Genomic DNA, 25,507 nt, shown 5'->3' on the forward strand with positions numbered 1-25,507 from the left:
GTGCCACAACTTGTTGGAAACGATTCATGCCGCAAACCCTGACCGATTCGAACGATACGCTGCTGATCGAGCTGTTCACCGAAGAGCTGCCGCCCAAGGCGCTGGCGCGCCTGGGCGAGGCCTTCGCGCAGGGCCTGCTTGCCGGCCTGTCCGAGCGCGGCCTGCTGGGTGACGGCGCCGCCGTGACCGCGTTCGCCACGCCGCGCCGGCTGGCCGCGCAGGTCACCAGGGTTCGCCGCAGCGCGCCCGACCGCGAGCAGCGCGAAAAGGTGCTGCCGCTGACGGTGGCGCTGGACGCCGACGGCCAGCCGACGGCCCCGCTGGCCAAGAAACTGGCCGCCCTCGCCAAATCGGTGGGCGTCGAGGCGATCGACTGGCAAACCCTGGAGCGCGCCTCCGACGGCAAGGCCGATGCCTTCTTCTACCGCTACACCGCGCGCGGCGCCGAACTGGTCGCCGGCCTGCAGGCGGCACTGGACGACACCATTGCCAGGCTGCCCATCCCGAAGGTGATGAGCTACCAGCGCCCGGACGGCAGCACGGTGAATTTCGTGCGCCCCGCGCACCGCCTGGTGGCACTGCTTGGCACCGAAGTGGTGCCGGTCGGCGTGCTGGGGCTGCAGGCGGGCAGGACCACCCAGGGCCACCGCTTCCTGTCGGACGGCGAGATCGAGCTTGCCCATGCCGGCGACTATGCCGCCGTGCTGGAATCGCAGGGCCGCGTGCTGGCCAGCTACAGCCAGCGCCGCGAACGCATTCGCACCGCGCTGCTGGAGCAGGCCGGCGCCGACCAGGTCGTGATGCCCGACGCCCTGCTCGACGAAGTCAACTCGCTGGTGGAATGGCCGGTGGTCTATCCTTGCCATTTCGAGGAGGTCTTCCTCGGAGTGCCGCAGGAATGCCTGATCCTGACCATGCAGACCAACCAGAAGTACTTCGCGCTGACCGATGCCGCAGGCCACCTGCGCAATCGCTTCCTGGTGGTCTCGAACCTGGCCACCGACACGCCGGATTCCATCATCAGCGGCAACGAGCGCGTGGTACGTCCGCGCCTGGCCGACGCCAAGTTCTTCTTCGACCAGGACCGCAAGAAGTCGCTGGCCTCGCGTGTGCCGCAGCTGGCCAATGTGGTCTATCACAACAAGATCGGCACGCAGCTGGACCGCGTGCAGCGCCTGCAGCAGATCGCCGGCCATATCGCCGACGCGCTGAACGCGGCCGGCATTGCCGTGGAGAAGGCGGCCGCCATGCGCGGCGCCGAACTGGCCAAGGCCGACCTGCTGACCGACATGGTGGGCGAGTTCCCGGAACTGCAAGGCACCATGGGCACGTACTACGCGCGCCACGACGACGAAGCCGAAACCGTGGCGCTGGCCTGCTCCGAGCACTATCGCCCGCGCTTTGCCGGCGACGCCCTGCCCGCCGGAGCGGTGAGCCTGACGGTGGCGCTGGCCGACAAGCTGGAAACGCTGGTCGGCATCTGGGGCATCGGCCTGTCGCCCACCGGCGAGAAGGACCCGTTCGCGCTGCGCCGCCACGCGCTGGGCATCCTGCGCATGCTGGTCGAGACGCCGTTGCCGCTGTCGATCGATGCGCTGCTGGAGATCACCCAGCAGGCGTTCGGTAGCATTGCCGCGGTCAAGCCCGCGCAAGCCGCGATCGCCGACTTCCTGTACGACCGCCTGCGCGGCTACCTGAAGGACAAGGGCTACACCACCAATGAAGTGGAAGCCGTGGTGAGCCTGCGCCCGCAGCGCCTGGACGATATCCTGGCCCGCCTGGAAGCGGTGCGCACCTTTGCCGCCCTGCCGGAAGCCGAAGCACTGGCCGCGGCCAACAAGCGCATCACCAACATCCTGCGCAAGAACACCGAGGCCGTGGGCACGGTGCAGCCGGCGCTGCTGCAGGAAGCCGCCGAAAGCGCGCTGCACAGCGCGGTGGAAAGCGTGCGCCCGCAGGTGGATGCGGCCTTCGCCAACGGCGACTTCGCCACCGCGCTGCGCGACCTCGCGCAACTGCGCGCGGCGGTCGACCAGTTCTTCACCGACGTCATGGTGATGGCCGAAGATCCGCAACTACGTGCCAACCGGCTGGCGCTGCTGGCCTCGCTGCATGTGCTGGCCAATCGCGTGGCCGACATCTCCAAACTGGCCGCCTGAGCGGCTGAGCACCCTACCGGGAGGCCATCATGCCGCAGACACCGCCCAAGCTTGTCGTGCTCGATCGCGACGGGGTCGTCAACCTCGACAGCGACCAGTTCATCAAGACGCCGGACGAATGGATCCCCATCGATGGCAGCCTGGAAGCGATCGCCTCGCTCAACCAGGCTGGCTATCGCGTGGTGATCGCCAGCAACCAGTCCGGCATCGGCCGCGGCCTGTTCGAGATGAGCGCGCTCAACGCCATGCACGAGAAGATGCACAAGGCGCTGGCGAATCTCGGCGGAAGAGTCGACGCGGTCTTCTTCTGCCCGCATACGGCAGCGGACGGCTGCGATTGCCGCAAGCCCAAGGCCGGCATGCTGGAACAACTCGCCGAGCGCTTTGGCGTCGAGCTCAAGGGCGTGCCGCTGGTAGGCGACTCGCTGCGCGATCTCGAAGCCGGGCTGGCGGTCGGCTGCGCCCCGCACCTGGTGCTGACCGGCAAAGGCCGCAGGACCGAGCAAAAGGGCGGCCTGCCGCCCGGCACGCTGATCCACGACGACCTGCGCGCCTTCGCCCGCTGGCAGCTCACCGGCGATGGCGCCCCGCGCCGGGCCGGCTCCTGAACCCAACTCCCTCACCGATGATTTTTCTCCGCTCCTTGCTGTTCGCGTTGTTCCTTCTGGTGCTGACGCCGCCCTACGCCTGTGCGTGCTTCATCGTCTTTCCCTTCATGAACGCCGAGCGCCGCTACCGCTTCGTGCGCGGCTGGACGCGGCTGGTGACCGGCGCGGCCGCGCTGATCTGCGGCATTCGCTACCGCTACGAAGGCCGCGAGCATTTCGACGGCATGCTCGACAAGCCGGTGGTGGTGCTGTCCAAGCACCAGTCGGCGTGGGAAACGGTGGCATACCTGGCCACGCTGCCCAAGCCGATGTGCTTCGTGTTCAAGCGCGAACTGTTGCTGGTGCCGTTCTTCGGCTGGGCGCTGGGCATGCTCAAGATGGTGCATATCAACCGCAAGGAGGGCGTCCGCGCCTTCGCCTCGGCCGTGCGCCAGGGCCGCGAGCGGCTGGCCGAAGGCGCCTGGATCATCATGTTTCCGGAAGGCACGCGCACTCCGTCCGGCCTGGAAAAGACCCGCTACAAAGGCGGCGGTGCCCGCCTCGCGGTGGAGACGGGTGCCTGGGTGATCCCGATCGCGGTCAACTCCGGCCGCCTGTGGCCGCGCAACTCGTTCCTGAAATATCCGGGGATGATCACGGTCTCCGTCGGCCCGCCGATTTCCTCTGCCAACAAGACCGCCGACCAAGTCAACCAGGAAGTCGAGGCATGGATCGAACGCGATATGCGTAGAATCGACGCCGAGAGCTATCGGAGCAAAACGCCCGCATGAAATTGCTGCGCCCGTCCCCCGACGCCCCCGGTTCCCAGATGGAGCTGCCGCTGTCAGACGCATTGGCCGGCGCCGGCATGGCACCCGGCATGGCGCCGGGCGGATTGGCGCCGGCGGAGCCTGTCTCCCCGACATCGCAGCCGTGGCCGCAGCCGCAGCCCAATGCGCGGCTGCTGCTGGTGGGCGAGCGCAGCGTGCATTACACCGTCAAGCGCTCGGCGCGCCGAACCATCGGGTTCACCGTGGACGACCGCGGCCTGTCCATCACCGCGCCGCGCTGGGTCACGCTGGCCGACATCGAGTCGGCCATTCTGGAAAAACAGCGCTGGATCTTCAACAAGCTGGGCGAATGGCAACACCGTGAAGCCCGGCGCGTGCTGCCAACCGTGCAATGGCGCAATGGCGCGACCCTGCCCTTTCTGGGCAAGCCGATCACGCTGCAGCTCGAGTCTCGCGCCGGCGTGCTGCTGTTCGACGCCGACACCCGCATTCTTCATCTTGCGCTGCCCGTGCATGCCGATGAACAGCAGATCAAGGATCGCGTGCAGGGATGGCTCCAGCATCAGGCCAGGCGGCTGCTGGCGCAGCGGCTCGATCTCTACGCCGAGAAGCTCGGCGTGCGGCATAGCGCGTTTGCGCTGACCTCGGCGGCGACCCGCTGGGGCAGTTGCACGGCCGACGGCAAGATCCGCCTGAACTGGCGCCTGATGCATTTCCCGCTGTCGATGATCGACTACGTGGCCGCGCACGAGCTGGCGCATCTCAAGGAGATGAACCACAGCCCCAGGTTCTGGGATACGGTGGCGTCGATCTTTCCGGAATTCCGGGATGCGCGGGCGCAATTGCGGGCGCAGCCGCCGGAGTTGTTGCCCACGTTCTGAGGCCAGGCCTGCTGGCCCGGCATTGCCGCCAGGCGAGCGGCGCCCTCGTGCAAGTCACGCAACGCCAGGTCCAGCCCCTTGATTCAAAACGGAAAAATGGCGGTCCGCGCCAGCGGCATGCCCGCCTTGCGCATCCCGTTTAAACTATCCACCCCGCTCAAGCAAAACCATATCTCCCAAAATGCGACTCCTCCACACCATGCTCCGCGTCGGCGACCTGCAACGCTCGATCGACTTCTACACCCGCATCCTCGGCATGCAGCTGCTGCGCGAGAGCGATAACACCGAGTACAAATACCGTCTCGCCTTCGTCGGCTACGGCCCGGAATCCGAAACCGCCGTGCTCGAACTGACCTATAACTACGGCGTCGACAAGTACGAAATGGGCACCGCCTACGGCCATATCGCGCTGGAAACCGACAACGCGGTCGCTACCTGCGAGCGCATCCGCGCAGCCGGCGGCAACGTCGTGCGCGAAGCTGGCCCGGTCAAGGGCGGCACCACGGTGATCGCCTTCGTCGAAGACCCGGACGGCTACAAGATCGAACTGATCGAGCGCAATTCCACGCGCGACGCCAGCCGCCCCTGAGGTGAGCGCCCAACCGCTCGCCCGCCGCCCGCTCGACGGCACGGCCATCACCTTGATGGTGGTGCTGTGCCTGGCATGGGGGCTGCAGCAAGTGGTGATCAAGGTCACCGCGCCGCTGATGGGCGCGGTGCTTCAGGCCGGCGTGCGCTCAGCCGTGGCGGCCGTACTGGTATTCGGCTTCGCCGCATGGCGCCGCACGCCGCTGTGGCAGCACGACGGCACGTTGGGCGCGGGCTTGCTGGCCGGCCTGTTGTTCGGTGCCGAGTTCTTCTGCATCTTTGTCGGCCTTGGCCACACCACGGCTTCGCGCATGGCGGTGTTCCTCTACACCGCGCCGATCTTCACCGCGCTCGGGCTGCACATGGCGGTGGCCGGGGAACGGCTGCGGCGCGGGCAGTGGCTTGGCGTGGGGCTGGCCTTCTGCGGCATGGCGCTGGCCTTTGCCGACGGTATCGCCGCACCTGCCGCGCATGGCGGCAGCACGCTGGTGGGCGATGCGCTGGGTATCCTCGCGGGGTTGCTGTGGGCCGCTACCACGGTGGTGGTACGCGCCAGCCGGCTGTCGTCGGCACCGGCCAGCAAGACGCTGCTCTATCAACTGGCGGTCTCGGCGGTGATGCTGCTGGCAATGGCGCTTGCCTCGGGCCAGCACCTGCATGCGCGCATGGACGGCCTGGTGCTGGCAAGCCTGTTCTACCAGTCGGTGCTGATTGCCTTTGCCAGCTACCTGGCGTGGTTCTGGCTGCTGCGGCAGTACCTGGCTTCGCGGCTGTCGGTGTTTTCTTTCCTGACGCCGCTGTTTGGCGTGGCGTTCGGGGTGGTGTTGATGCACGATGCCGTGGGCGCGCGGTTTGCCGCGGCGGCGGTGCTGGTGCTGGCGGGGATAGTGCTGGTGAACCGGCGCGCCTGAGCCAGCGCTGCCTTGCTCCTCCCTCTCCCGCCGAGGGGTTGCTGAGGGGAGAGGGAGAGGCAGCCGACGTCATCGCGCGCGGCTTTGGCCTGTTTGGCGGCTACGGCCGATGCCCTGGCTTGTCAGAAGCGGAACATGCCGAGCGCGTCGCGCACCTCGTCCAGCGTGGCCTGGGTAACGACGCGGGCCTGCTCCGTGCCGTGCTTCAGGATATCGAACACGTGCTGCGGATCCTTGGCCAGTTCCTCGCGGCGCTCGCGGATCGGCGCCAGCAGCGCCTGCAGCACGCCCTCCAGGCGGCGCTTGAGCACCATGTCGCCCAGCCCGCCGCGCCGGTAGTGTTCCTTCAGTTCGGCCACTTCATCGACCGCCTCGTCGAACGCATCGAGGTAGGTGAACACCACATTGCCCTCGACCTGCCCCGGGTCCGACACCTTGAGGTGATTAGGATCGGTGTACATGCGCATGACCGCCTCCTTGATCTGCTCCGGCGTGGCCGCCAGCGGGATCGCGTTGCCTTGCGACTTGCTCATCTTGGCCTTGCCGTCGACGCCCGGCAGGCGGCCAAAACGCGGGATCAGCGCGGCGGCTTCGGGCAGTACCTCGCGGCCAACCTGGTGGTTGATGCGTCGCGCGATCTCGTTGGTCTGCTCGATCAGCGGTGCCTGGTCCTCGCCCACCGGCACCACATGGGCCTTGAAGCCGGTGATGTCGGCAGCCTGCGAGGCCGGATAGCACAGGAAGCCCGCCGGGATATCGCGTCCGAAGCCGCGTGCCTGGATCTCGTCCTTGATGGTGGGATTGCGCTCCAGCCGGGCCACCGTGACGAAGTTCAGGTACATCAGGGTGAGTTCGGCCAGCGCCGGCAGGTGCGACTGCACCGTGATGGTGGTCTTGGCCGGGTCGATGCCCACCGCCAGGTAATCGAGCGCCACCTCCAGCACGTTGCGCCGTACCTTGTCCGGATCGTGCGCGTTGTCGGTCATGGCCTGGGTGTCGGCCAGCAGCAGATACTGCTTGTGGGTGTCCTGCAGTGCCACGCGGCTCTTGAGCGAGCCAACGTAATGGCCAAGGTGGAGCTGGCCGGTGGGGCGGTCGCCGGTGAGGATGACCTTGCGCTGGGGCGCCTGCGTTTCGCTAGTCATGGCATTTCCTTCGGTAAGAAAAGCGCCGCGGGGCTGGTCAGCGGGAACAATGGCCTGCCGACCGGGCTGCGGCGGCTGGAGTCGGGATCGGGGGATGACGACGCGCCGCTGCCTTCAGCAGCGCCACCAATGGGGTAGAGGCATGGGCGCGCGCATCATCGGGGGGTGGCTTCGAGTTGCCGCGCCAGTTCGACGTATTCGGCGACGGGGACTTCCTCGGCGCGCCGGCCCAGGTCGAAGCCGAGCGCGTCGAAATCGACCTGGTCGCGCAGCATCGACAGCGTATTGCGCAGGACCTTGCGCCGCTGGGAGAACGCCGCGGCCACCACATCGCCCAGCACCGTCAGGTTGCAGGCGGGATAAGGCGAGCGCAGCGCGCCGTTGGCTTGCCGCGGCCAGGGAATCATGCGCACCACGGCGGAGTCGACCTTGGGCGGCGGATTGAACGAGGCCGGCGGCACGTCGAGCACATGCTCCATGTGATAGCGGACCTGCAGCATGATCGACAGCCGCCCGAAGGCCTTGCTGCCGGGCTCGGCCACCATGCGCTCGACCACTTCCTTTTGCAGCATGAAGTGCTGGTCGCGCACGTGGTCGGCAAACTCGGCCAGATGGAACAGCAGCGGGCTGGAAATGTTGTACGGCAGGTTGCCGACGATGCGCAGCGGCTTGCCGGCTTCGCACAGCTTGCCGAAATCGAAGGCCAGCGCGTCGCCGGCATGAATCACCAGGCGCTCGCCGTAGCGGCGCCGCAGGCGCTCGACCAGGTCGCGGTCCAGCTCGACCACCTGCATCTGCGGCATGCGCTCCAGCAGCGGCTGGGTCAGCGCGCCGAGACCGGGGCCGATCTCGACCAGCGTGTCGCCCGGCTGCGGGTCGATGGCACTGACGATGCCGTGGATGATGCCGTCATCGACCAGGAAGTTCTGCCCGAATCGTTTGCGGGCCACATGGCCCTGGTGTACGTTGGAACGCATGGATAGGTCTCGCTCGGGCGTCAGCGTGTTGCCGCGGGCAGCGCGGCGCGCGGCCGGCCGTTGGCGTGGCCGGCCATGGCGATGGCATTGCGGATCGCCTCGATCATGCTGCCGTGCTCGGCCTGGCCGCTCGCGGCCAGGCCGAGCGCGGTGCCATGGTCGACCGAGGTGCGGATAAAGGGCAGGCCCAGCGTGATATTGACGCCGTGCCCGAAGGTGCCGTACTTGAGCGGCGCCAGGCCTTGGTCGTGGTACATCGCCAGCACGCAGTCGGCACCTTCGAGGTGGCGGGGCTGGAATAGCGTGTCGGCCGGATAGGGGCCGCGTGCGTCGATGCCCGCGTCGACGGCGTGGACCAGCGCGGGGATGATCACGTCGATCTCCTCACGGCCCATGTGGCCGCTTTCGCCGGCGTGGGGGTTCAGGCCGGTCACCAGGATGCGCGGGCGGACAATGCCGAAATGGCGGCGCAGGTCGGCATCGACAATGGCAAGCGTCTCCACCAGCATGGACACCGTCAGCGCATCGGGCACCGCGCGCAACGGCAGGTGGGTGGTGGCCAGCGCCACCCGCAGCATGGCGTTGGCATGCGCGGGCTGCGGGCCGGCCAGCATCATCACCACGCGCGGCACGCCGGCCCGTTCGGCCAGGTATTCCGTGTGGCCGGTAAAGGGTACGCCGCCATCGTTGATGGTGCTCTTCTGCACCGGCGCGGTCACCATGCCGGCGTAGCGCGGCGCACCGGGCGCGCCGGCACTGCAGCCGTGGATGGCGGCATCGAGCAAGGCCAGCACGTAGGCGCCGTTGCGCGCATCGAGCCGGCCGGCTTCGCAAGGCACGTCCAGCGCGATGTCTTCGCTCACCACGCTGCCGTCCGCCAGCCGGTGCGCCCAGGCCTGCGCCACGCCCAGCGCCGCGGCGCGCGCGGCCAGCAGGCGCGCGTCGCCCAGCACATGAAAGCGCACTTGCGGGTGCTCGCCCGCAAGTTGCAGCAAGGCCCCCACGGTAATGTCGGGACCGATGCCCGCGGGTTCCCCGGTGGTGATGGCTAGCGCGAGCGGCTCGGACATGATGGCGGTGTGTTCTCTTTAGCGCTGGCGATTGACGCGGTATTCCACGTAGGCGGCCTGGCGCAACTGACGCTGCCAGTCTTCATAGGCCGCGCGCACCTTCTGCTCGCGAACCTCGGCGCGGGCGAAATCGCGCTGCTTCTCCGGCGACATCTCGGTCTCGCGGCGATTGATCACCTGGATCAGGTGCACGCCGAACTGGCTGACCACGGGATCCGACACCTCGCCCGGGCGCAGCCGGTTCATGGCTTGCTCGAACTCCGGCACCAGTTCGCCCGGCGATACCCAGCCAAGATCGCCGCCGTTCGCCGCCGATCCGTCCTGGGAGAAACGCTTGGCCGCTTCGGCAAAATCGCCGCCGTGGGTGATGCGGTCGCGCATCGTGGCCAGCTGGCGGCGGGCTTCGGCCTCCGGCATATTGGGGCCGGTGCGGATCAGGATATGGCGTACCTGGGTCTGGGTGATCTTGTCGCTGGCGGCCGGGTTCGACGCCGCCGCCGGCGCGGTGCGCTTGGCCACCAGCTTGAGCACATGGAAACCGTTGGCGCTCTCGACCACTTGCGGCGCCACGGCACCGGCCTGCAGGTCAAGCACGGCATTGGCGAACAGCGCCGGCAGCCGGCCCATCTCGCGGAACCCGAGCGAGCCGCCATTGGCGGCTTCGGGCGCGTCGGAGGCCTGCGCCAGCTGGGCGAAATCCGCGCCCCCCTGCACCTGCTTGAGCAGATCTTCGGCCTTGGCGCGCAAGGCGGCCTTCTGCGCCTCGGAGGCGTCTTCCGGCACGCGCACCAGGATCTGGGCCACGTTGTACTCGATGGGGCCGCTGGCGGCCGCGCCTTGCCCGCCACGCGCCGCGATATAGTTGTCGATCTCGCCGTCGTAGACCTGGATCTTGGAATCCACCTCGCGCTCGCGCAGGCGGATCACCTGCACCTGTTTGCGCAACTCGTCCCGGTACTTGCTCCAGGCCATGCCGGAACGCTCGACCTGGCTGCGCAGCTCGGTCACGTTCAAGTGATTCTGCTGCGCCACGGATTCGATGGCGCGGTCGACTTCCTGGTCGGTCACCTTGATGCCGGCTTCCTGCGCGGCCTGCGTCTGCACGCGCTCCATCACCAGCCGCTCCAGCACCTCGCCCAGCAGGTCGGCACGCGCCGGCACCGGCCGGTTGGCCTGGCGCAACTGTCCTTCGATCTCGTCGGCGCGGTCCAGCAGTTCACGCCGGGTGATCACGCTGCTGTTGACGATTGCCACCACCTCGTCCACCAGTTGCGAGCGCTGGGCGCTCGTGCCCGGCTGCGTCACGCCCAGGCGCGGCTGGCTGGGCGACACGCCAGCGCTGTCGCCCGCCTGGGGCATGAAAATGCCGGTAGTCTTCTGCCCAGGCGCCTTCAACTGCGCCGAAGCCGGCAGCGCAAACGCCGCCAGCAAGGCGGTCAGCAGCAGGCTTTGCCAGCCGTTCAGGCGGGACGACACGGAGGAGATCGCGGTGAATTCTTGACGTTTCATCATGGTCCGTCATTCATAGTGGTCGAGCTGGGATGGGATCACCGGCCTGGCGACGACGGGCTCATAACCCGGCACGTTCAGCCGCAGCACATCCAGCGGATTGGAGCCAATCTTGGACAACCCACGGAACTCCACCTGGAAGAAGATGCGCCCGGTGTAGCCCTGCGAGGTATTGCGGAAACGCTGGTAGACGACACGTCCCACCCAGCAATCCGCTGCGTATTCGAAACCGGCCAGCGCGTCGACCAGCTGGTTCGCGTTCAGGTCGAACGCGACCCGTCCAATGCCATAGGTGCGCTGGGTCACGGGCCACTGGCTCGAAACCTCGAACTGGTCGATGGCGGTATTGTCCGTCACCGAGGTCGGGCGGCGGTAGCGATAGCCGACATTCAGCGTCTTGCGCGGCTCAGGCCGCCACGAGAAGGCGATGTTCGAATAGATCACCCGCTCGGTCTCGGGGTTGTACTGCAGCCCGGCATCGAAGTAGTAACCCCTGAACATCTGGATCGTGGTGGCGGCCAGCAGATCGGAATAGCCGGCCTGGCCGACCGGGTCGGTGCTGTTGATCTGCACACGCTGGCCGGTTATGTCGTAACGCTGGGCAATGGTGCCACGGAATCGCTCGATGCCGCTGTCGGCTTCGATCAGGCGCGTGGTCACCCCCGCCGTCACCTTGTTGTTATCGGCGATGCGATCATAGCCGGTGAACGAGTTCTCGCTGAAAATCTGGCCGTAGCCGAAGTCGGACTGTACCGTATCGAACAGCGGGAACTGGCTCTGGTCGTGGAACGGCGTGTACACGTAGAACAGGCGTGGCTCAAGCGTCTGCACGTACTTCACGCCAAACATCCGGCTTAGGGCCGGCGCGTCACGCTCGAAGGTCATGCCCGAATCCAGGCTGACCGTGGGCAGCGTGCGGCTTAGCGTGGTGGGCGTGCCGGCGGCAACCGTGCCCGGCTCCATCTGGTACTGGGTGGAATTGAACGTCACCTTGGGCGTGACGAACCAGCCTGGACGCACGATCGGATAGCTGATCGAAGGCTGGATGAAGACCCGTTCCCCCTCCGGCTGCTGCGCACTGCCAGAGGCCAGCGGAATACGGAAACGCGAGTAGTCGGCCTCCACCTGGACGTCGAAACCTCCCAGGTCGTAGCGCGTGTACTTCCCGTTGACCTGCGGCACGCGCTCATACGACGGACTGTTGGGAGCCAGCGTCTGGAACTTCTGCACCCGCGCCAGCAACGTGAAAGCGTCCCAGCCATAAGTGACGCCGCCTTCCTGCGCGAACTGGAGCTGCGTCGATTGCGTTACCGAGCGGCCAAGGTCGTTGGGATAGAGTGCGTCCGAAACCTTGTTGACGTTGAGGTAAGCATTCAGGCCGGTGGCGATGTTCTGGACGTGCTGGACCGAATAGGACCAGCGGTTGGAGCTGGTCTGCTGATCGTTGGGCAGGAAGTCGCCGCGAATGCGTCCCGAATACCTTGGCTCGATATAACGGAAGTCCGAGCCGAGCTGGAAGCCGCGCGATGACATGTAACGCGGGAACAGCGTCAAGTCCCGGTTCGGCGCGATATTGAAATAGTACGGAACCGTCAGGTCCGCACCCGATTTGGAGCCGTAGCCGAACACCGGCGGCAGCACGCCGCTGCGGCGCTCGCTGTTCAAGGGAAAGCTGAACACGGGCGCTGCCATGATCGGCACGTCGAAGAAGCGCAGCACGCCGCCATAGGCGGTGCCGACCTGGCGGTCGCTGTCGATATCGAGTTCGCGCGCGCTGAAATACCAGTCCGCATTGTCGGGCGAGCAGGTCGTATAGGTGGCGCGCTTGATCGTGCTGAGGTTCTTGTCGATGAAATCGATGCGCTCGGCCTTGCCCGAGCCGCCGGTTTCCTGGAAATAGTAGTCCGGCGACAGCATGTAGCCTTCGTTGGCCTCGACCCTCAGCCGGGCTTCCGGCCCGACCGCGAGCGAGCCTTCGCGCGAAATACGGGCGTTGCCGTGGACGAAGGCTTCGTCGCTGTCCTGGTCGTAAGTGAGCTTGTCGCCCTTGACCACGCCGCCGGCGCGGCGCAGCTCGGCATTGCCCTCAAGCTCGACGCCGCGCTGGTTGTAGCCGGTCATGCGCTCGCCCGAGACAAAGGTGGGCGGATTCTCATCCGGCGTGGCGGGCTGGGTCTTGGCCGTGGCCGGTTCGGCCAGGCGGGGCACCAGTTCGCCGGATACCGGCGGCGCCTCGGGCACCCGTTCGACGCTGGGCTCGGCCACCGGCAGGTCGGGAATGGTGGAGCTCACGGCCTGCGCGTGCACGCCCACCGACCAGCCGGCCATGGCCAACACGAGCGGGCGCAATGCGCCGCCGGGGCGTCGCGCCAATGTCTTGCTTGCCTTCTGGTTCGGTGATCGTCGTTGTTCGGTCATGCGAGCGGGTCATGAGTCAGAGCGGCGGCGGCGGCGGTCCAGCAACCGTCAGCCACCGCCGGAGCAGGCTGTCGGGCCATGGGTGGCCCGCCTGGGAGCCGCCCCGGGGCCCGGGTCTGGTCGGGTATTATACGGGGCAACCTATTCTCCCTTTCCGGTATGGCAACTCATCCACTCGACCCGCGTCTCGACCAGCTCAAAGTCTGGGTGTCCGGACTCGGTCCATCCTGGTCCGTCAACCCCGATTCCTGCGCCCCGGCATCGGCCGATGCCAGCTTCCGGCGTTACTTCCGGGCCAGCACCAGCCACCCGGAATACCCCACCGTCATCGTGATGGATGCGCCGCCCGCGCAAGAGGACTGCCGCCCCTACATCCATGTGGCGGAATTGTTCGGCGCGGCCGGCGTGACCGTGCCCAAGGTCCTGGCGCAAGACCTCGGGCAGGGATTCCTGATGCTGAGCGACCTCGGCAACACCACTTACCTGTCCCGGCTCGACGCCGCCAGCGCGCGCCATCTCTATGGCGATGCCGCCGCGGCGCTGGTGAAGATCCAGCTCGCGACCCGGCCGGGCACCCTGCCCGCGTACGACCGCGCGCTGCTGCAGCGCGAGCTCGACCTGTTCCCGCAGTGGTACGTGGCCAGGCACCTCGGCGTCACGCTGACGCCCGAACAGGAAGCCGGCCTGGCCGAAGTGATGCAGACGCTGCTGGCCAACAACCTGGCGCAGCCGCAGGTCTACGTCCACCGCGACTATCACTCGCGCAACCTGATGGTGCGCGACGGCGAGGCCAACCCCGGCATCCTGGACTTCCAGGACGCGGTGATCGGCCCCATCACCTACGACGCGGTCTCGCTGTGGCGCGATGCCTATATCGAATGGGACGAGCAGGAGCAACTTGACTGGCTGATCCGCTACTGGGAGAGCGCGCGCAAGGCCGGACTGCCGGTGGCCGCCGATTTTGGCGACTTCTACCGCGATTTCGAGTGGATGGGCCTGCAGCGCCACCTCAAGGTGCTCGGCATTTTCGCCCGGCTGTACCACCGTGATGGAAAGGACGGCTACCTGGCCAACCTGCCGCTGGTGCTCAAGTACGCCCGCCAGGTAGCCGGCCGTTACATCGAGCTGCGCAAGCTGGTGCGCCTGTTCGACGCGCTCGACGGCGTCGAGCGCCCGGTCGCCTACACGTTCTGATCACGCGCCCGTGACAACCGTTACCTCCGGCAGCGAACCTTTGGCCGCCATCACCCGCCGCGGCGAATGGTGGGCGGGTGTGCGCGCGCTGGCGCCCATGCTGCTGGGCGTGGCGCCGTTCGGCCTGATCTACGGGGTGCTGGCAGTCAACGCCGGCATGCCCGCCTGGCTGGCCTGCGCCATGAGCGCGATCGTGTTCGGCGGCGCGTCGCAGATGATCCTGACGCAGTTATGGGCGGCGGGCACGCCAGCGGTGCTGATCGCCGTGACGGTGGCCATGGTCAACCTGCGCCATGCACTGTACTCGGCCACCATGGCCCCGGCGCTGGCGCACCTGCCGGGCCGCTGGAAGGCGCTGATCGCCTACCTGCTGACCGACGAGGCCTTCGCGGCCATGACACGGCGCCTGTCCGACGACGACGCGCACAAGCGCTACCGCCACTGGTTCTTCCTTGGCGCCGGCTTCGCGCTATGGGCCAGCTGGCAGGTCTCGACGCTGGCGGGCGTGCTGGTCGGCGCCCAGGTCCCGCGCGACTGGCCGCTCGACTTCTTCCTGCCGCTCACCTTTATCGCCATCATCGTGCCGGGCATCAAGCACCGCTCGCAGGGCGCGGCGGCGCTGGTGGCCGCCGCGCTGGCGTTGGCCTGCTTCGGCATGCCGCACAAGCTCGGCCTGATGGTGGCGGCGCTGGGCGGCATTGCCGCGGGCATGCTGCTGCTGGGCAAGGAGCGCGGGCGGCGCAAGCCAGCCTCCAGGGAGCCCGCCGCATGAGCCGGATGACCTTGCTGCTGGTGTTCCTCGGTGCCGGCCTTGCCACCTTTCTGATCCGCCTGTCGTTTATCGCCGTGGAAGGCCGGGTGCGGCTGCCATCGTGGTTCCGCACCGCGCTGCAGTTCGTGCCGGCCGCCATGCTGACCGCGCTGATCGCGCCCGACCTGCTCATGCGCGACGGCCAGGTCGATATCGGCCCCGGCAACGCGCGCCTGGTGGCCGGCCTGGTAGCCATCGCCATCGCGGCCAAGACGCGCAGCATCGGCTGGACCATCGCCGGCGGCATGACCACGCTGATCGCGATGACGTACCTGCTGAACCACGCGCTGCACTAAGCGCCGGAGACCCTGCATTGAAAACCATGATTTTTGCAGCCGGGCGCGGCGATCGCATGCGCCCGCTCACCGATACCTGCCCCAAGCCGCTGCTGGCGGTGGGGGGCAAGCCGCTGATCGTCTGGAAGATCGAAGCGCTGGCGCGTGCCGGCTTCAAGGACATCGTGATCAATCACGCCTGGCTCGGCGGGTTGATCGAACAAGCGCTCGGCGACGGCAGCCGGTTCGGCGTGCGCCTGGCGTACTCGGCGGAATCCAGCGCACTGGAAACCGCCGGCGGCATCGCGCAGGCGCTGCCGCTGTTGTCGGTCGCGCCCGAGCGCGGCGAGATCTTCCTGGCGGTATCCGGCGACATTTTCACCGACTACGACTTCCGCGCACTGCTGCCCCGCGCGCGCGCCATGGCCGGCGCGCCCGAGCCGCGCATGCACCTGGTGATGGTGCCCAATCCGCCGTTCCATGCGGGCGGCGATTTCGCGCTGGGCGCGGATGGCATGCTCTTGCCCGCTGCCACGGCGAGCGCGCCAAACCTGACCTTCGGCAATATCGGCCTGTATGACACGAGGCTGTTCACCGCCATCGAGCCGGGCCGGAAAGTGGCCATGACGCCCTACTACCGCGCGGCGGTGGCTGCCGGCCTGGCCAGCGGCGAGCGCTTCGACGGTGTCTGGGAAAACGTCGGCACGCCGGCCCAGCTGGCCGCCCTGGACGCCGAGGTGCAGGCCCGGGCCGGCGCCGCTGCCGCGCCCCTGCCCTGACGCTGCCGGCCCAAGTGCCGCCGCCGGCAGGCCGGCGGCGTTAGAATCAGTCCTGTTCCCCATCCACGTGGCCCCACACATGTCCGCACCCGACTCCGCCCTCCTTCTCGCCTGTCGCGACCGGCGCGCCCGCGTGCTGCAGCAATTGCGCGCCGGCGGCGGCGGCGTGGCGATCCTGCCCACCGCGCCGGAAGCCATGCGCAACCGCGACAGCGACTACCCGTATCGCCACGACAGCCATTTCTATTACCTGACCGGTTTCACCGAGCCCGAGGCGGTGCTGGTGCTGGTGGCGCTTCCGTCCGGCGCCGGGCGCAGCATCCTGTTCTGCCGCCCCAAGCACGAGGAACGCGAGATCTGGGACGGCTTCCGCTATGGCCCGGAAGGCGCGCAGGCTGCCTTCGGCTTCGACGAAGCCCATTCGGTCGAGGAGATCGATGCGCTGCTGCCGCCGCTGCTGGCCAACCAGGCGGTGGTGGCCTACCCGCTGGCCGCCGCCACCCGCACCGACATGCAGGTACGGCGCTGGCTCGATACGGTGCGCATGCAAGGCCGCGCCGGCGTGACCGCGCCGTCGACGGCGATCGACATCCGCACCATCCTCGACGAGATGCGCCTGTTCAAGGACGCCGGCGAGATCGCCACCATGCGCCGCGCCGCCGAGATCTCGGCGCAGGCCCATGTGCGCGCCATGCGCGCGTCGCGCCAAGGGCTGCGCGAATATCACCTGGAAGCCGAGCTGCTCTACGAATTCCGCCGCCACGGCGCGCAGAGCGTGGCCTACAACTCGATCGTCGCCGCCGGGCCCAATGCCTGCGTGCTGCACTACCGCGCCGGCCCCGCCGAGTTGCGCGACGGCGACCTGTGCCTGATCGACGCCGGCTGCGAGTTCGATGGCTACGCCTCCGACATCACCCGCACCTTTCCCGTGTCCGGCCGCTTCTCGCCGGCACAGCGGGAGCTGTACGACCTGGTGGTCGCCGCACAGGAAGCCGCGATCGCCGAGACCCGCCCCGGCGTGCCCTACAACGTGCCGCACGACGCCGCCACGCGCGTGCTGGCGCAGGGCATGCTCGATACCGGCCTGCTCGACCGCAACCGCTGCGGCAGCCTGGACGACGTGCTTGCCAGCGGCAGCTACCGGCAGTTCTATATGCACCGCACCGGCCACTGGCTCGGCATGGACGTGCATGACGTGGGCGAATACCGCGTGCCCGGTCCTGCGCCGGCCGAGGGCGAGCGGCCGTGGCGCCCGCTGGAGCCAGGCATGGTGCTGACGGTGGAACCCGGTATTTACGTGCGCCCGGCACCGGAGGTGCCGGAGCGCTTCTGGCATATCGGCATCCGCATCGAGGACGATGCGGTGGTGACCGATGGCGCCTGCGAACTGATGACGCGCGGCGTCCCGGTCAAGGCCGACGAAATCGAGGCGCTGATGCGCGACGCGGGAGGTGCGCGATGATGGGCTGGCTACGCAAGGTACTTCCGGTGGGCAAGCGCGAGGGCGAGAGCAGCAGCCGCGCGCGCTCCTACGATCCCTCGGAACCGTTTGTGGTCAATCTCTACGATGATCGCGTGGTGGTGCATCGCCCCGATGGCCAGCGCGAAGAACTCGAGTGGGATGCGATCGAGCGCGTGGTGGTGCGGGTCTCGAACCGCGGCCCGTGGGCCGGTCCGGCCTGGCTGATCCTGGTGGGCGACCCGGCGGCCGACGGCACGGCCCGGGGCTGCGTGGTGCCGCTCAACGCGGTCAATCACGCCGCGCTGGTGGAACGGCTGCAGGCGTTCCCCGGCTTCAACCAGCAGAAGCTGGACAACGCCCTGCGCGATGCGGCGGCGGGCAAGCACCGTACCGATGCCAATTGCTGGAAGCGTGGCGAGCAGCCTGCGCGAGCGCAAGCGGGCAACGACACCAACCCGGCCGCCCAACCCGGCAGCGCGCATGAGCCCGGCAAGCACTGAACGCTCCCCCGGCGCGGATCTGACGGATGTCGCCATCGTCGGCGCCGGGCCGGTAGGTCTCGCGCTGGCCTGCCTGCTGCTGCGCAGGAGCCCATGGCGCCTGACGCTGATCGATGCCGCCACCCCGGCGCGCGCGGCGCGCGACCCGCGCGCCATCGCGCTGTCGCATGGCAGCCGCGAGTTGCTGGAACAGATCGGCGCCTGGCCCCGGGCGGTGACGCCGATCGAACATATCCACGTCTCGCAACGCGGGCGCTTCGGCCACGTCAAGCTGCACAGCGACGACTACGATGTCCCCGCGCTCGGCTATGTGGTGCGCTACGGCGACCTGTGCGAAGCGCTGGAACGCGCGCTGGGCCAGGCTGTCCAGTCCGCCGACGGCGTGCGCCTGGCGAGGGCCTACGATACCCGCATCGATCACCTGGACCAGCAGTCCCCGGAAACCGGCGCGAACCCCGCGCAAGCCGGGAGCGGCGGGCTGGTGCGCCTGAGCGGCCATACACATGACAGGCAGCCCGCCGTGTTCAACGCGCGCCTGGCGGTGCAGGCCGAAGGCGGGCTGTTCCACCAGCAGTCCACCCGCGGCCTGCAGACGGAAAAATACCGGCGTGACTACCGCCAGACCGCGATCGTGGCCCACGTGGTGTGCTCGCGCCCGCAACCGGGCTGGGCCTGGGAGCGCTTCACCGAGGAAGGACCGCTGGCGCTGCTGCCCCACGAGGAGCACGGCACGCCTGGCTACGCCCTGGTCTGGTGCTGCCCGCCGGAGCAGGCGGCACGCCGCCTGGCCCTGCCCGAGGCCGGGTTCCTCGCCGAACTGGAGCAGGCCTTCGGCCCGCGCATGGGCCGCTTCACCGGCATGGGCAAGCGGCACGCCTTCCCGCTGGGGCTGAATGCCGCGCCGGTCACCGTGCAGGGCAGCGTCGTCGCGGTCGGCAATGCGGCGCAGACCCTGCATCCCGTGGCCGGCCAAGGCCTCAACCTGGGCCTGCGCGACGCCTTTGCCCTGGCGGGCGCCCTGCGCGCCGACTGCACTCCGCAGGCCTTGCTGGCGTTTGCAGCGCAACAAAAACGGGATCGTGCCATCACCATCGGCGTCACCGACCTGTTGCCCCGCGTGTTTGGCGTCTCCTACCCGCTCGCCGCCCACGCGCGCGGCGCGTCGCTGGCGGCGCTTGCCTGCCTGGGCCCGCTCAAGGACGCGCTGGCGCGCCAGATGATGTACGGCATGCGCCGCTAAAGGCCACGCCGGCCATATTGCCTGGCATCCGGCCCGGCGCAATATTTGCTCAAATCTTGAGCAGCCCGGGCCGATTGGCGGTAAAATCCTGCCCTCGCACATGCCCACTGAATGACGCCGAGCGCCGTTTCGGCAGGGCATGCCATTCTCATTTTGTCTCGTTGCGGGCCGCCCGGCGGCCCTTGCCAGTCTCGCTATCGTGCAAATCGGACCGCACCAACTCCGCAACAACCTGTTCGTCGCGCCCATGGCCGGTGTGACGGACCGGCCCTTCCGCCAACTGTGCAAGCAGCTCGGCGCGGGCTACGCTGTGTCAGAGATGGTCGCCTCCAATGCGCAGTTGTGGAAGAGCGAAAAGACCATGCGGCGGGCCAACCATACCGGCGAAGTCGAGCCGATCTCGGTCCAGATCGCCGGCGCCGAGCCCGCCATGATGGCCGAGGCGGCACGCTATAACGTCGATCGCGGCGCGCAGATCATCGACATCAACATGGGCTGCCCGGCCAAGAAGGTGTGCAATGTCGCCGCCGGCTCGGCGCTGCTGCAGAACGAGCCGCTGGTGGTACGCATCGTCGAGGCGGTGGTCGCCGCGGTTGGCGAGCGCGTGCCCGTCACGCTCAAGATCCGCACCGGCTGGGATCGCCAGAACCGCAATGCGCTGCGCGTTGCCCGCATGGCCGAGGATGCCGGCATCAGCATGCTCACCGTGCACGGGCGCACGCGCGCCGACCTGTACAAGGGCGATGCCGAGTACGAGACCATTGCCGCGGTCAAGGCAGCGGTCTCGATTCCCGTCGTCGCCAACGGCGACATCACCACGCCGCAAAAAGCCCGGCATGTGCTGGCCGTGACCGGCGCCGACGCCATCATGATCGGCCGCGCGGCGCAGGGCCGGCCCTGGCTGTTCCGCGAGATCGAGCACTTCCTCGCTACCGGCGATCTGCTGCCGCCGCCGGAAGTGGCCGAGATCCGTGCCATCATGAACGCGCACCTGGAAGATCACTACGACTTCTACGGCGAGTTCACCGGCGTGCGTACCGCGCGCAAGCATATTGCCTGGTACACGCGCGGCCTGGCGGGCGCCAACCTGTTCCGCCACCGCATGAACACGCTGGACAGCACCACGGCACAGCTCGCCGCCGTCAACGCCTTCTTCGACGAGCAGGCGCAGCTGTCCGAGCGCCTGGTCTATGTGGAAGAAGGCGCGGACGGTGCCGGCGATGAAGACCGCAACGAGTCGAACAACAACAATAACGGGGAGTTGCTTGCCGCATGAGCCGCAACGCTATCGACCAGTGCATCCGGGACAGCCTGGGTGCCTACTTTCGTGACCTGGACGGCGAAGAGCCGTCGAATATGTACAACATGGTGCTCGAGGCCGTGGAGCGCCCGCTGCTCGAAGCAGTGATGGCGCGCGCCGAGCGCAACCAGTCGCTCGCGGCCGCCTACCTGGGCATCAATCGCAATACGCTGCGCAAGAAGTTGCAGCAGCACGGTTTACTTTGAAGTGTTCCCCACGCCCATGATCAAGCAAGCCCTCCTCTCCGTATCCGACAAGACCGGCATCGTCGAATTTGCCCGCGAGCTCAACACGCTCGGCGTTGCGCTGCTCTCCACCGGCGGCACCGCCAAGCTGCTCGCCGAAGCCGGCCTGCCGGTCACGGAAGTGGCCGACTACACCGGTTTCCCCGAAATGCTCGACGGCCGCGTCAAGACGCTGCACCCCAAGGTGCACGGCGGCATCCTGGCCCGCCGCGACCTGCCCGAGCACATGGCTGCGCTGGCCGAGCACAACATCCCCACCATCGACCTGCTGGTGGTCAATCTCTACCCGTTCCAGCAGACCGTGGCCAAGGACGACTGCACGCTGCCGGACGCCATCGAGAACATCGACATCGGCGGCCCCACCATGCTGCGCTCCGCCGCCAAGAACCATCGCGACGTCACCGTCGTGGTGGACCCGGCCGACTACGCGCCGGTGCTGGCAGAAATGCGCGCCAATGCCAACAGCGTCGGCTACGACACCAACTTCCGCCTGGCCACCAAGGTATTCGCCCATACCGCACAGTATGACGGCGCGATCACCAACTACCTGACCAGCCTCGGCGCCGACAAGCAGCATCAGACCCGCAGCGCCTTCCCGCAGACGCTTAACCTGGCCTTCGAGAAGGTGCAGGAGATGCGCTACGGCGAGAACCCGCACCAGTCGGCCGCCTTCTACCGCGACCTGAAGGCACCCGAAGGCGCGCTGGCCAACTACAGGCAGTTGCAGGGCAAGGAACTGTCCTACAACAACATCGCCGACGCCGATGCCGCGTGGGAATGCGTCAAGTCCTTCAACCCCGCCGACGGCGCCGCCTGCGTGATCATCAAGCACGCCAATCCGTGCGGCGTGGCGGCAGGCGCCAACGCGCTGGAAGCGTACGAGAAGGCCTTCAAGACCGACTCGACCTCGGCCTTCGGCGGCATCATTGCCTTCAACGTCGAACTGGACGAAGCCGCAGCGCAAGTCGTGGCCAGGCAGTTCGTCGAAGTGCTGATCGCCCCGTCGTTCACCGCTGGCGCGCGTGCCGTGTTCGCCGCCAAGCAGAACGTTCGCCTGCTGGAGATCCCGCTGGGCGCGGGCCTCAACCCGTTTGACTTCAAGCGTGTTGGTGGCGGCCTGCTGGTGCAAAGCCCCGATGCCAGGAACGTGCAACAGGGCGAGCTGCGCGTGGTGACCAAGCGCCAGCCGACGCCGAAGGAAATGGCCGACCTGATGTTCGCGTGGCGCGTGGCCAAGTTCGTCAAGTCGAACGCCATTGTGTTCTGTGGCGGCGGGATGACGCTGGGCGTTGGCGCAGGCCAGATGAGCCGTGTGGATTCGGCGCGGATTGCCAGCATCAAGGCGCAGAACGCAGGGCTGACGCTGGCCGGTTCGGCGGTGGCTTCGGATGCATTCTTCCCGTTCCGCGATGGTTTGGATGTGGTGGTCGATGCCGGTGCTACCTGCGTGATCCAGCCAGGCGGTTCGATGCGCGATGACGAGGTGATTGCTGCCGCGGATGAGCGCGGCGTGGCGATGGTGCTGACTGGGGTTCGCCACTTCAGGCATTGAGGTCCAGGACCTGGTCCTTGCGGTAGTCGATATCGCCCGATCAAAATTCGGTGTAGCCGTGTGGAGCGCCCGAGGGGCGGGCCACACCCACCCGCGATGCGAAGCGAGCCGTGCAGGTTCACCAGGCCGTATGGGGCGCCTCGTCGGCAGGCAAAAAGAGCGGAAAAGAGGGACCCATGTTTGAGTATCGCCTTAAGGCGATGCGAGTTTGGGTCCCGGCCGCTCTTTTTGTCTGCCGACGAGGGGGTGTCGCCCCATCCGGCGCGCCTTTTTTGCTTACTTTTTTGGCAAGACAAAAAAGTAAGTCGCCGCCCCGCAGGGGTGGTGAAACTGCCTTTGACTTTGACTTTAGGCTTTTGAAGTTAGGCAGTTGACTTTGCCATTAAGCAATCGCAAACCTCGGCGGTTGTAGCCGTGAAGGTGTACCCAGAACCCCCATTGGCAATCCCAACGCTACAATCCCCCATCATTCTCACCTCATAAAGCCGAGCACCCCCCCATGCGTATCCTCGGCATCGACCCCGGCCTCCGCACCACCGGCTTCGGCGTACTCGAAAAGCACGGCAACAAGCTAACCTACATCGCCTCCGGCACCATCAAAAGCAACGGCGACAGCGGCTTGCCTGCAAGGCTGAAGACCCTCTTCGACGGCATCAGCGAAGTCACGCGCACCTACGCTCCCGATTGCGCCGCCATCGAGAAGGTGTTCGTCAACGTCAACCCGCAATCCACGCTACTGCTCGGCCAGGCCCGCGGAGCGGCGATCTGTGGGCTGGTGAGTCATGGCCTGCCGGTGTTCGAGTACACGGCGCTCCAGTTGAAAGTGGCCGTCGTCGGCTATGGCCGCGCCAACAAGGTGCAGGTGCAGGAGATGGTGATGCGTCTGCTGAGCCTGACCGGGCGGCCCAGCTCCGACGCGGCGGATGCGCTTGGCATGGCCATCTGCCACGCCAACGGCAGCAATACGCTGGACGCGCTCACAGGGCTGGCCCCGGACCTGGTACGCAAGGGCATGCGCGTACGGCGCGGCCGCCTGATCGGCTAAAGGCCGGCTAAGGCCGAGCCAAGCCCGGCCAGCACCGCCAAGTCTCTTACAATCGAGCGGTTCCCTGCCAAAGGATGCCGCATGCCTCGCTCGATTCGTGCCCTGTGTTCGCCCCAATCGCTTCGCCTGCCCGCGCTGTTGTCCGCGCTTGCCGCCGCCGTCCTCGCCGGCTGCGCCGCGCCGCCTGTTGTCACCGCGCCCGCAACGCAGGCGCCGGGCCCGGCGCCTGCCGCACCCAAGGCCCTTGTGATCGGACACCGCGGCGCCAGCGCACTGCGCCCGGAACACACGCTGGCATCCTACGAGCGCGCCATCGAGGACGGCGCCGACGTGGTCGAGCCTGACCTGGTGATGACCCGCGACGGCGTGCTGGTGGCCCGCCACGAGAACGAGATCGGCGCCACGACCGACGTCGCCGAGTTGAAGCAGTTCGCCAGCCGCAAGCGCGTCAAGGTGATCGACGGCGAGCGACTGGACGGCTGGTTCACCGAAGACTTCACGCTGGCCGAACTGAAGACGCTGCGCGCCCGCGAGCGCATTCCACAGTTGCGCAAGGCCAATACCCAGTACAACGACAAGTACGAGATCCCCACCTTCGACGAAATCATTGAATTGGTGGCCAAGGCATCGCAGCGCAGCGCACGCGTGATCGGGCTCTATCCGGAAACCAAGCACCCCAGCTATTTCCGCGGCATCGGCCTGCCGCTGGAAGACAAGCTGGTGGCCACGCTGCGGGCGCACACCTACACGCGCAGCGCCCCGGTGTTCGTGCAATCGTTCGAAACCGGCAACCTGCGCGCGCTGCGCCAGCGCCTGGGCAGCAGCATGCCCAACGTGAAGCTGGTGCAATTGATCGGTAGCTCCAAGAGCCGTCCGGCCGACTGGCGCCTGGCCGGCGACACGCGCACGTCCGCCGACATGATGACGCCGATCGGGCTGCGCGAAGTGGCCAGCTACGCCAGCGGCATCGGCCCCGAGAAGTCCAGCGTGGTGCCGCGCGACGCCAACGGCAACCTCGGCACGCCGACCGCGCTGGTGCGCAACGCGCATGCCGCCGGGCTGCTGGTCCATCCCTATACCTTCCGCCCGGAAAACAGCTTCCTGCCGCGCAACCTGCGCACCGGCGGCGACGATGCCACGCGAAGCCCGGCCGGCATGGTGCGCGAGGTGCAAGCCTTCCTCGCCGCCGGCATCGACGGCTTCTTCACCGATGATCCGGCGCTGGGCCGGGAGGCAGTGGACACGCTGGCGCGCTAGCCCGGACCCACCGGGAACTCGGCGCGCGGATCGCCGGCGCGCCGCACGCTGGGCTACACTGGCGGCCGTCGCGATGGCGAAGCGCCCCTGGGGCGCCGCTGCCGTCGCACTCCCCCAATTCCAGGCGCGCGCGCCGCAATTCGCAGCAGATACCAACACCATGATCGGACGCATCGCCGGCACCCTCATCGAGAAGAATCCCCCGCACCTGCTGGTCGATTGCCACGGCGTCGGCTACGAGATCGACGTGCCGATGAGTACCTTCTACAACCTGCCCTCCGTCGGCCAGCCCGTGACCCTGCTGACCCAGCAGATCGTGCGCGAGGACGCGCACCTGCTGTACGGCTTCGGCAGCGCCACCGAGCGCAACACCTTCCGCGAGCTGATCAAGATCACCGGCATCGGCGCGCGCATGGCGCTGGCGGTGCTCTCGGGCATGTCGGTCGCCGAGCTGGCGCAAGCCATCACGCTGCAGGAAGCCGGACGCCTGACGCGCGTGCCGGGCATCGGCAAGAAGACCGCCGAGCGCCTGCTGCTCGAACTCAAGGGCAAGCTCGGCGCCGAGCTAGGCCACGCGCCGGGCAGCACGCCGGTGCACGACAACGCCGTCGATATCCTCAATGCACTGCTGGCACTCGGTTATTCGGAGAAAGAAGCGGCCCTGGCCATCAAGCAGGTCCCGGCCGGCACCGGCGTGTCGGACGGCATCAAGCTGGCGCTGAAGTCCCTGTCCAAGGGCTGACCGGGCAGGATTGAGCCTGCGCTGGCGGCACCAGGCCCCTGCGGCCGGCGCCGCGCCCGGAAGGACTAC

General features: G+C 67.6%; 24 protein-coding genes. 19 read left to right on the plus strand and 5 right to left on the minus strand.

Features of this window, described 5'->3' with window-relative positions; all coding sequences use genetic code 11:
* The first annotated feature begins 26 nt into the window (after nt 1-26).
* The 6 genes from glyS to AC1DQ3_RS10635 all read left to right on the plus strand — a co-directional run bounded on the left by glyS (nt 27) and on the right by AC1DQ3_RS10635 (nt 5,917).
* Entirely contained in the window at nt 27-2,159 is a 2,133-nt protein-coding gene (gene glyS / locus AC1DQ3_RS10610) for a glycine--tRNA ligase subunit beta (protein ID WP_477120150.1), read from the plus strand.
* 29 nt (nt 2,160-2,188) lie between these two features.
* The gene (gmhB, locus tag AC1DQ3_RS10615; protein WP_477120151.1) at nt 2,189-2,767 is read left to right on the plus strand and encodes a D-glycero-beta-D-manno-heptose 1,7-bisphosphate 7-phosphatase; all 579 of its coding nucleotides are present in this window, start codon (nt 2,189-2,191) and stop codon (nt 2,765-2,767) included.
* A gap of 17 nt (nt 2,768-2,784) precedes the next feature.
* On the plus strand, nt 2,785-3,537 hold the full coding sequence (locus AC1DQ3_RS10620) for a lysophospholipid acyltransferase family protein (RefSeq protein ID WP_477120152.1): 753 nt from the start codon (nt 2,785-2,787) through the stop codon (nt 3,535-3,537).
* A complete protein-coding gene (locus AC1DQ3_RS10625; RefSeq protein WP_477120153.1) occupies nt 3,534-4,418 on the plus strand; it encodes a M48 family metallopeptidase in 885 nt (294 codons plus the stop codon). The genes AC1DQ3_RS10620 and AC1DQ3_RS10625 overlap by 4 nt, the downstream gene beginning before the upstream one ends.
* 181 nt (nt 4,419-4,599) lie before the next feature.
* Nucleotides 4,600-5,007: a lactoylglutathione lyase gene (gene gloA / locus AC1DQ3_RS10630; RefSeq protein WP_477120154.1), complete on the plus strand. Its 408-nt coding sequence runs from the start codon at nt 4,600-4,602 to the stop codon at nt 5,005-5,007.
* A 55-nt stretch (nt 5,008-5,062) separates the two neighbouring features.
* A complete protein-coding gene (locus AC1DQ3_RS10635; RefSeq protein ID WP_477120267.1) occupies nt 5,063-5,917 on the plus strand; it encodes a DMT family transporter in 855 nt (284 codons plus the stop codon).
* Between the two features lie 122 nt (nt 5,918-6,039).
* Here the strand turns inward: AC1DQ3_RS10635 and trpS are convergent, their stop codons facing one another.
* The 5 genes from trpS to AC1DQ3_RS10660 form a co-directional block, all read right to left on the minus strand.
* A complete protein-coding gene (gene trpS / locus AC1DQ3_RS10640) occupies nt 6,040-7,062 on the minus strand; it encodes a tryptophan--tRNA ligase (RefSeq protein WP_477120155.1) in 1,023 nt (340 codons plus the stop codon).
* Nucleotides 7,063-7,217: 155 nt separating this feature from the next.
* Nucleotides 7,218-8,039 carry a 16S rRNA (adenine(1518)-N(6)/adenine(1519)-N(6))-dimethyltransferase RsmA gene (gene rsmA / locus AC1DQ3_RS10645; RefSeq protein ID WP_477120156.1) on the minus strand — a complete coding sequence of 274 codons (822 nt, stop codon included), beginning with the start codon at nt 8,037-8,039 and terminating at the stop codon, nt 7,218-7,220.
* Nucleotides 8,040-8,059: 20 nt separating this feature from the next.
* Complete coding sequence (pdxA, locus tag AC1DQ3_RS10650; protein ID WP_477120157.1) at nt 8,060-9,109, minus strand: 4-hydroxythreonine-4-phosphate dehydrogenase PdxA; 1,050 nt, start codon at nt 9,107-9,109, stop codon at nt 8,060-8,062.
* Nucleotides 9,110-9,127: 18 nt separating this feature from the next.
* A complete protein-coding gene (locus AC1DQ3_RS10655) occupies nt 9,128-10,618 on the minus strand; it encodes a peptidylprolyl isomerase (protein WP_477120268.1) in 1,491 nt (496 codons plus the stop codon).
* 9 nt (nt 10,619-10,627) lie between these two features.
* Nucleotides 10,628-13,036, minus strand: a complete 2,409-nt coding sequence (locus AC1DQ3_RS10660) for an LPS-assembly protein LptD (protein WP_477120158.1) — start codon at nt 13,034-13,036, stop codon at nt 10,628-10,630.
* Nucleotides 13,037-13,195: 159 nt separating this feature from the next.
* Here AC1DQ3_RS10660 and AC1DQ3_RS10665 point away from each other — a divergent pair, with 159 nt between their 5' ends.
* The 13 genes from AC1DQ3_RS10665 to ruvA all read left to right on the plus strand — a co-directional run bounded on the left by AC1DQ3_RS10665 (nt 13,196) and on the right by ruvA (nt 25,438).
* A complete protein-coding gene (locus tag AC1DQ3_RS10665) occupies nt 13,196-14,230 on the plus strand; it encodes an aminoglycoside phosphotransferase family protein (protein ID WP_477120159.1) in 1,035 nt (344 codons plus the stop codon).
* A 97-nt stretch (nt 14,231-14,327) separates the two neighbouring features.
* Nucleotides 14,328-15,002 carry an AzlC family ABC transporter permease gene (locus AC1DQ3_RS10670; RefSeq protein ID WP_477120269.1) on the plus strand — a complete coding sequence of 225 codons (675 nt, stop codon included), beginning with the start codon at nt 14,328-14,330 and terminating at the stop codon, nt 15,000-15,002.
* On the plus strand, nt 14,999-15,337 hold the full coding sequence (locus AC1DQ3_RS10675) for an AzlD domain-containing protein (RefSeq protein WP_477120160.1): 339 nt from the start codon (nt 14,999-15,001) through the stop codon (nt 15,335-15,337). The genes AC1DQ3_RS10670 and AC1DQ3_RS10675 overlap by 4 nt, the downstream gene beginning before the upstream one ends.
* 17 nt (nt 15,338-15,354) lie before the next feature.
* A complete protein-coding gene (murU, locus tag AC1DQ3_RS10680; RefSeq protein WP_477120161.1) occupies nt 15,355-16,095 on the plus strand; it encodes an N-acetylmuramate alpha-1-phosphate uridylyltransferase MurU in 741 nt (246 codons plus the stop codon).
* Between the two features lie 79 nt (nt 16,096-16,174).
* The gene (locus AC1DQ3_RS10685; RefSeq protein ID WP_477120162.1) at nt 16,175-17,557 is read left to right on the plus strand and encodes an aminopeptidase P N-terminal domain-containing protein; all 1,383 of its coding nucleotides are present in this window, start codon (nt 16,175-16,177) and stop codon (nt 17,555-17,557) included.
* Nucleotides 17,554-18,057, plus strand: coding sequence for a hypothetical protein (locus tag AC1DQ3_RS10690; protein ID WP_477120163.1), 504 nt, complete (start codon nt 17,554-17,556; stop codon nt 18,055-18,057). Before AC1DQ3_RS10685 ends, AC1DQ3_RS10690 begins: the two co-directional genes overlap by 4 nt.
* Nucleotides 18,038-19,297 carry a UbiH/UbiF/VisC/COQ6 family ubiquinone biosynthesis hydroxylase gene (locus tag AC1DQ3_RS10695; protein WP_477120164.1) on the plus strand — a complete coding sequence of 420 codons (1,260 nt, stop codon included), beginning with the start codon at nt 18,038-18,040 and terminating at the stop codon, nt 19,295-19,297. Before AC1DQ3_RS10690 ends, AC1DQ3_RS10695 begins: the two co-directional genes overlap by 20 nt.
* Before the next feature lie 199 nt (nt 19,298-19,496).
* Nucleotides 19,497-20,573, plus strand: a complete 1,077-nt coding sequence (dusB, locus tag AC1DQ3_RS10700; protein ID WP_477120165.1) for a tRNA dihydrouridine synthase DusB — start codon at nt 19,497-19,499, stop codon at nt 20,571-20,573.
* On the plus strand, nt 20,570-20,803 hold the full coding sequence (locus AC1DQ3_RS10705; RefSeq protein ID WP_006156396.1) for a Fis family transcriptional regulator: 234 nt from the start codon (nt 20,570-20,572) through the stop codon (nt 20,801-20,803). The genes dusB and AC1DQ3_RS10705 overlap by 4 nt, the downstream gene beginning before the upstream one ends.
* 16 nt (nt 20,804-20,819) lie before the next feature.
* Nucleotides 20,820-22,394 (plus strand): bifunctional phosphoribosylaminoimidazolecarboxamide formyltransferase/IMP cyclohydrolase, encoded by a 1,575-nt coding sequence (purH, locus tag AC1DQ3_RS10710; protein ID WP_477120166.1) that lies wholly within the window; start codon nt 20,820-20,822, stop codon nt 22,392-22,394.
* A gap of 499 nt (nt 22,395-22,893) precedes the next feature.
* Nucleotides 22,894-23,439, plus strand: a complete 546-nt coding sequence (ruvC, locus tag AC1DQ3_RS10715; protein WP_477120167.1) for a crossover junction endodeoxyribonuclease RuvC — start codon at nt 22,894-22,896, stop codon at nt 23,437-23,439.
* A gap of 81 nt (nt 23,440-23,520) precedes the next feature.
* A complete protein-coding gene (locus AC1DQ3_RS10720) occupies nt 23,521-24,696 on the plus strand; it encodes a glycerophosphodiester phosphodiesterase (protein WP_477120168.1) in 1,176 nt (391 codons plus the stop codon).
* Between the two features lie 160 nt (nt 24,697-24,856).
* Entirely contained in the window at nt 24,857-25,438 is a 582-nt protein-coding gene (gene ruvA / locus AC1DQ3_RS10725; RefSeq protein ID WP_477120169.1) for a Holliday junction branch migration protein RuvA, read from the plus strand.
* Nucleotides 25,439-25,507 lie beyond the last annotated feature (69 nt).

It is taken from the genome of Cupriavidus sp. 01T418, assembly GCF_056398885.1.

Coding starts and splice junctions, on each gene's coding strand:
- glyS (WP_477120150.1), top strand. CDS start 27: ATGCCGCAAACCCTGACCGATTCGAACGATACGCTGCTGATCGAGCTG.
- gmhB (WP_477120151.1), top strand. CDS start 2,189: ATGCCGCAGACACCGCCCAAGCTTGTCGTGCTCGATCGCGACGGGGTC.
- AC1DQ3_RS10620 (WP_477120152.1), top strand. CDS start 2,785: ATGATTTTTCTCCGCTCCTTGCTGTTCGCGTTGTTCCTTCTGGTGCTG.
- AC1DQ3_RS10625 (WP_477120153.1), top strand. CDS start 3,534: ATGAAATTGCTGCGCCCGTCCCCCGACGCCCCCGGTTCCCAGATGGAG.
- gloA (WP_477120154.1), top strand. CDS start 4,600: ATGCGACTCCTCCACACCATGCTCCGCGTCGGCGACCTGCAACGCTCG.
- AC1DQ3_RS10635 (WP_477120267.1), top strand. CDS start 5,063: ATGGTGGTGCTGTGCCTGGCATGGGGGCTGCAGCAAGTGGTGATCAAG.
- trpS (WP_477120155.1), bottom strand. CDS start 7,062: ATGACTAGCGAAACGCAGGCGCCCCAGCGCAAGGTCATCCTCACCGGC.
- rsmA (WP_477120156.1), bottom strand. CDS start 8,039: ATGCGTTCCAACGTACACCAGGGCCATGTGGCCCGCAAACGATTCGGG.
- pdxA (WP_477120157.1), bottom strand. CDS start 9,109: ATGTCCGAGCCGCTCGCGCTAGCCATCACCACCGGGGAACCCGCGGGC.
- AC1DQ3_RS10655 (WP_477120268.1), bottom strand. CDS start 10,618: ATGAAACGTCAAGAATTCACCGCGATCTCCTCCGTGTCGTCCCGCCTG.
- AC1DQ3_RS10660 (WP_477120158.1), bottom strand. CDS start 13,036: ATGACCGAACAACGACGATCACCGAACCAGAAGGCAAGCAAGACATTG.
- AC1DQ3_RS10665 (WP_477120159.1), top strand. CDS start 13,196: ATGGCAACTCATCCACTCGACCCGCGTCTCGACCAGCTCAAAGTCTGG.
- AC1DQ3_RS10670 (WP_477120269.1), top strand. CDS start 14,328: ATGCTGCTGGGCGTGGCGCCGTTCGGCCTGATCTACGGGGTGCTGGCA.
- AC1DQ3_RS10675 (WP_477120160.1), top strand. CDS start 14,999: ATGAGCCGGATGACCTTGCTGCTGGTGTTCCTCGGTGCCGGCCTTGCC.
- AC1DQ3_RS10685 (WP_477120162.1), top strand. CDS start 16,175: ATGTCCGCACCCGACTCCGCCCTCCTTCTCGCCTGTCGCGACCGGCGC.
- AC1DQ3_RS10690 (WP_477120163.1), top strand. CDS start 17,554: ATGATGGGCTGGCTACGCAAGGTACTTCCGGTGGGCAAGCGCGAGGGC.
- AC1DQ3_RS10695 (WP_477120164.1), top strand. CDS start 18,038: ATGAGCCCGGCAAGCACTGAACGCTCCCCCGGCGCGGATCTGACGGAT.
- AC1DQ3_RS10705 (WP_006156396.1), top strand. CDS start 20,570: ATGAGCCGCAACGCTATCGACCAGTGCATCCGGGACAGCCTGGGTGCC.
- purH (WP_477120166.1), top strand. CDS start 20,820: ATGATCAAGCAAGCCCTCCTCTCCGTATCCGACAAGACCGGCATCGTC.
- ruvC (WP_477120167.1), top strand. CDS start 22,894: ATGCGTATCCTCGGCATCGACCCCGGCCTCCGCACCACCGGCTTCGGC.
- AC1DQ3_RS10720 (WP_477120168.1), top strand. CDS start 23,521: ATGCCTCGCTCGATTCGTGCCCTGTGTTCGCCCCAATCGCTTCGCCTG.
- ruvA (WP_477120169.1), top strand. CDS start 24,857: ATGATCGGACGCATCGCCGGCACCCTCATCGAGAAGAATCCCCCGCAC.